Below are 3,190 nucleotides of genomic sequence, written 5' to 3' on the forward strand. Positions count from 1 at the left end.
CCGGGATGGGCCCGCGCAAGCTCGGCGCGATGCTGGCGCTGCTGGAGCAGGTCGGCGCGGCCACCTCGGGCAGCCGCAACATGTGGACCGTCCCGGTCTTCGCGCCGCTGCCGGCCGCGGCCGCCGACGCGGCGATGGCCGAGCACGAGCGGCAGCAGGTGGTGCAGCGGTCGCGGACCGACATGATGCGCGGCTTCGCCCAGACCCGCGCCTGCCGCACCCAGACGCTGCTGGCGTATTTCGGCGAGGAGATGAAGAAGCCGTGCGGCCACTGCGACAACTGCGCCGACGGCGCGGCCGCGGAGGTCGAGGAGAGCACGAACGAGGCAGGCGAGCCGTTCAAGGTGCACAGCCAGGTCCGCCACGGAGAGTGGGGCAAGGGCATGGTGATGGGGTACGAGCAGGACAAGGTGACCGTCCTGTTCGAAGAGGTCGGCTACAAGACTCTGGCCGTGCCCGTCGTCCTCGAGCACGGCCTGCTGACCTCGGCGTAGACGTATCACCGCCGGCGCCGGGGTGTCCGGCACCGGCGGGTGGGGTAAGTGCCCTCGGTGCCCGTGCCATCTGTGAAAGGACCGTCCTCGTGACCGACGAACCGCTGTACGCCCAGTGGGGCTTCACCGACGACCAGTGGGGGCTGCTGGTCGGGATGCCGCAGGCGGTGCTCACCGCCGCCAGCGCGGCCACCCCCGACAGCGCCCGCAAGACGCGGGCGGAGAACGAGGCCGGACTGGAGAAGATCTCCGAGGCCCGGGCGTCGGCCAGCCCGCTGGTGTCGGCCGTCGCGCAGGCCGCGCTGGCCGCCGCGGGCGACCCGGAGCTGGGTGAGGAGGCACCGGCGATCCAGCCGGCCGACCCCGAGGGGTACGTGGCCGACGTCCTCGACCGGGCCGACCAGGTCGCCCTGGTGCTGGCGAGTCGCGCCGACGCGGACGCGGAGACCTACAAGCACTGGCTGGTCGAGATCGCGGACACCGTGGTGGGTGCGGCCAGCACCGGCGGCGTGCTCGGCATCGGCGGCGAGACGGTGACCGAGAGCGAGCGGACCTTCCGCGACAACCTGGCGAAGGCCTTGGCGAACTAGTCTGGTGACATGTCGGTCAACGAGCATGTGCAGGCGAAACCGTCGCCTGCGCTGCGGCCGTACGTGGCGGGCTACTCCGGCTATCGCCAGAAGGCCGCGGCCGGCACCGTTCACCGCGGCCTGCCCTCGCCGTACCTGACGCTGATCCTCACGCTCGACGAACCACTGGTGATCCTGGCGCACCCGGATCGGCGCCAGGCTCCGGGCAGCTACGACACCCTGCTCGGCGGCCTCCATCTGCGGCCGGCGCTGATCCGCAACGGCGCCGCCCAGTCGGGAATTCAGGTCACCGTCCTGCCGCTCGGCTGCCGGGCACTGTTCGGCATGCCCGCGGGCGAGCTCGGCCACCTGGATGTGGACTGCGCGCAGGTGCTGGGTGACCGGGTCACCCAGCGGCTGCGGGCGGCGATCCGGGCCGAGAGCTCCTGGCCCCGGCGGTTCGCCGCGCTGGATGCGGCGCTGGCCGGGCTGATCGACCACGACCGGCGTGTCCACCCCGACGTCGGTTACGCCTTCGATCGGGTGCTCGACTCCGGCGGCACGGTCACCGCACGGCAACTGGCCGCCGAGGTGGGGTGGAGCGACCGGCATCTGACGAACAGGTTCCGCGCCGAGACCGGGCTGGGCCTGAAGGAGGCGGCCCGGGTGACCCGTTTCGACCGCGCCCGCCGCCGGCTGCGTCCCGGCGCCCGGCTGGCCGACATCGCGGCCGCCACCGGCTATTACGACCAGGCCCATCTGGCCCGCGAGTTCACCGCGCTCGCGGGCGTCACGGCGACCCGGTGGCTCGCCGACGAGTTCGATTTTGTCCAAGCCAGGGCCGCCTCCGCGGAGGACGCTTACTGACATGAATGAGACGACGACATCGAAGCAGGCGCCGGCCCCGACGGTGTGGCCGACGCTGCGCGCGAAGGACGCCCGTGCCATGATCCGTTTCCTCGTCGACGTGGTCGGCTTCGAGGAGACCGCCGTGTACGGCGAGGGCGACGTCGTGCAGCACTGCGAGCTGAGCTGGCCGCTGGGCGGCGGCATCATGCTCGGTTCGGCGCCCGATCGGGGGGCGGACGACAGGTGGGCGCTCCAGCCCGGCACGTTCGGCTGCTATGTGGTCGCCGATGACGTGGACGGCATCTACGAGCGGGTGAAGGCCGCCCCGGGCGTCACGATAATCACCGAGCCGACCGACACCGATTACGGCAACCACGAGTTCGCCATGCGCGACCCCGAGGGCAACCTGTGGTCCTTCGGGACCTACCGCGGCGAGCCACGCTAGGCCGCGTCAGCTGCTGCCGAGGAGACCGCGCTCGAAGGCGGCCGCCACGGCCGCGGCCCGGTCGCGGACGCCCAGCTTCGCGTACACGTGCAGCAAATGGGTCTTGACGGTCGCCTCCGAGATGAACAGTCGCGAGGCGGTCTCCCGATTGGTGCAGCCGCGGGCGGTCAGCGTGAGGACCTCGAGTTCGCGCTGGCTGAGCGGCTCCTGGCCGGGCGACCGCAGGCGGCCCATCAGCCGGCCGGCCACCGCCGGGGAGAGCACCGACTCGCCCCGGTGGGCGGCCGACACCGCCCGGAAGAGCTCCTCGCGCGGGGTGTCCTTGAGCAGGTAGCCGGTCGCGCCCGCCTTGATCGCGGGCAGCACGTCGCTGTCCGTGTCGTACGTGGTGAGCACCAGCACCCGGGCCGCGAAACCCTGGTCCCGCAACGCCTCGATCGTGCTGACCCCGTCCATGCCCGGCATCCGCAGGTCCATCAGCACCACGTCGGGTGTCACCGCCCGGGCCACAGCCAGCGCCTCCCGCCCGTCGCCCGCCTCCCCCACCACCTCGAAGCGGTCGTCGCCGGCGAACATGCCGCGCAGTCCGTCCCGCACGACGGGGTGGTCGTCGACGATCAGCAGCCGGATCATGCCGCCACCGCCTTGGGGATGCAGGCGGAGATCGCCGTTCCGCCACCGGGCTCCGACTCGACCGCGAGCGTGCCCGAGATGCGGTGCACCCGCTCGCGCAACGCGGCCAGGCCGAAGCCGCCCGCCTCCGACGTCTCCCGCGGCACGCCGCTGTCGAAGCCGGCGCCGTCGTCGCGCACGACCAGCGTCACCAGATCCTC

General features: G+C 72.4%; 6 protein-coding genes. 4 read left to right on the forward strand and 2 right to left on the reverse strand.

Annotation, left to right across the window (positions count from 1 at the left end; all coding sequences use genetic code 11):
• The 4 genes from AB0M20_RS34400 to AB0M20_RS34415 all read left to right on the forward strand — a co-directional run.
• On the forward strand, nucleotides 1-494 hold a 494-nt coding region (locus AB0M20_RS34400; RefSeq protein ID WP_364304525.1), incomplete at its 5' end, for a RecQ family zinc-binding domain-containing protein.
• Between the two features lie 89 nt (nucleotides 495-583).
• A complete protein-coding gene (locus AB0M20_RS34405; protein WP_364304526.1) occupies nucleotides 584-1,084 on the forward strand; it encodes a hypothetical protein in 501 nt (166 codons plus the stop codon).
• 9 nt (nucleotides 1,085-1,093) lie between these two features.
• Complete coding sequence (locus AB0M20_RS34410) at nucleotides 1,094-1,930, forward strand: helix-turn-helix domain-containing protein (RefSeq protein ID WP_364304527.1); 837 nt, start codon at nucleotides 1,094-1,096, stop codon at nucleotides 1,928-1,930.
• A 1-nt stretch (nucleotide 1,931) separates the two neighbouring features.
• A complete protein-coding gene (locus AB0M20_RS34415) occupies nucleotides 1,932-2,357 on the forward strand; it encodes a VOC family protein (RefSeq protein ID WP_364304528.1) in 426 nt (141 codons plus the stop codon).
• A 6-nt stretch (nucleotides 2,358-2,363) separates the two neighbouring features.
• Here AB0M20_RS34415 and AB0M20_RS34420 read toward each other — a convergent pair whose 3' ends face one another.
• Both AB0M20_RS34420 and AB0M20_RS34425 read right to left on the reverse strand, forming a co-directional pair.
• Nucleotides 2,364-2,990: a response regulator transcription factor gene (locus AB0M20_RS34420; RefSeq protein WP_364304529.1), complete on the reverse strand. Its 627-nt coding sequence runs from the start codon at nucleotides 2,988-2,990 to the stop codon at nucleotides 2,364-2,366.
• On the reverse strand, nucleotides 2,987-3,190 hold a 204-nt coding region (locus AB0M20_RS34425), incomplete at its 5' end, for an ATP-binding protein (RefSeq protein ID WP_364304530.1). The genes AB0M20_RS34425 and AB0M20_RS34420, both read right to left, overlap by 4 nt.

It is taken from the genome of Actinoplanes sp. NPDC051633, from assembly GCF_040681735.1.
GTDB lineage: Bacteria > Actinomycetota > Actinomycetes > Mycobacteriales > Micromonosporaceae > Actinoplanes.